At 63.5% G+C, this 1549-nt stretch carries 2 protein-coding genes; both read left to right on the top strand.

Annotated features, from left to right (window positions below):
• Window positions 1–796: ABC transporter ATP-binding protein (locus tag AV929_RS10375; protein ID WP_064288211.1), on the top strand; the 796-nt coding region annotated here is incomplete at its 5' end.
• Window positions 789–1549 (top strand): ABC transporter ATP-binding protein (locus tag AV929_RS10370; RefSeq protein WP_155120745.1); only part of this gene is annotated, 761 nt, incomplete at its 3' end. The genes AV929_RS10375 and AV929_RS10370, both read left to right, overlap by 8 nt.

The raw sequence follows: 1549 nt of genomic DNA, 5'->3' as shown, positions 1-1549 counted from the left end.
GCTGCGTGCAGTCGGTATCCCCGACGCGGCACGGCGTGTCGACGAGTTCCCCCACGAGTTCTCCGGCGGGATGCGCCAGCGAGCCGTCATCGCGATGGCACTAGCCTGTGACCCCGACCTGCTCATCTGTGATGAGCCGACGACAGCACTCGATGTCACCATTCAGGCCCAGATTCTGGACCTGCTACAGGAAATTCAGACGGAGCGTGACATCGGTATCATGTTCATTACGCACGACATGGGCGTCATCGCGGAGGTTGCCGACCGCGTCGCCGTGATGTACGCCGGCGAAGTCGTCGAGAAAGCACCCGTAGAGGAACTGTTCGCGAACCCACACCACCCATACACGCAGGGACTACTGCAGAGTATTCCCGGTCGGAACCCCAGTACGGATCGGCTGCCCACTATCGAAGGGGACGTGCCGACGCCACACGAATCGGCGTCGTACTGCCGATTCGTCAGCCGATGCCCGAAGGGCTTCGACGAGTGTGAGCGGGTCCATCCCGCCCATGTGGAGGTCGGCGAATCAGCAGACCACACCGCCGCCTGTCTCCTGTATCCCGAAGATATGCCTACCGACGACACTGTGACACACCACGAAGAGAACGCAGACCAGACGGGCGCCGAGGCAAGCGAAGCGCTGTCGGCGGACGACTGGCCGGCTGAGCGCCGAAAAGCCGGTGAGGATACCGGCCCGGCCGGGTCCGAAGACAGCGATGCCCGGGCTGACGGTGGCCATGGCCACAGTGCCGGAGACACCGGCGGACAGCTGGAGGGAGGTGACACAGATGAGTGAGTCAATCGTCGATACTGTGTCACACCAGACCGGCGAGACGTTGCTCGATGTGCAGGACCTGAAGACGTACTACGAAGGCGGTGGGCTGTTCGGTGGGGACCCGGTGAAAGCCGTCGACGGCGTGAACTTCGAGATCGCGCGCGGCGAGACGTTCGGGCTGGTCGGTGAATCCGGCTGTGGCAAGACGACTCTCGGTCGGACGCTCATCCAACTGGAGACCGCCACGTCCGGGACGGTCTCCTTCGATGGAACCGATATAACCGAACTCAGCGGCGGCGACCTCAAGCAGTGGCGCCGCAACGCCCAGATGGTGTTTCAGGACCCCGAATCGAGCCTCAACGACCGGATGACTGTCGGCGAGATCATCCGCGAGCCGCTGGACGTCCACGAACAGGGGACGGCCCGCGAGCGTCGGGAGAAGGTGCGGACACTGCTCGACGAGGTCGGGCTCATGCCGGAGCACTACTACCGGTATCCCCACCAGTTCTCCGGCGGGCAGCGACAGCGTATCGGCATCGCTCGGGCACTCGCGCTCGAACCGGAGTTCGTCGTCCTCGACGAACCCGTGTCGGCACTCGACGTGTCCGTCCAGGCCCAGATACTCAATCTGCTGGAGGAACTTCAGGAGGAGTTCGGTCTCACGTACCTCTTCATCGCGCACGACCTGAGCGTGGTCCGGCACATCTGTGACCGCGTCGGGGTGATGTATCTCGGGAACCTCATGGAGGTCGGGCCGACGGAACAGCTGTTCCA

The sequence above is a fragment of the Haloarcula sp. K1 genome, assembly GCF_001647155.1.
Lineage (GTDB): Archaea > Halobacteriota > Halobacteria > Halobacteriales > Haloarculaceae > Haloarcula > Haloarcula hispanica.
The sequence above is the reverse complement of the archived record's forward strand: the minus strand, read 5'-3'. Positions and strand labels throughout refer to the sequence as shown.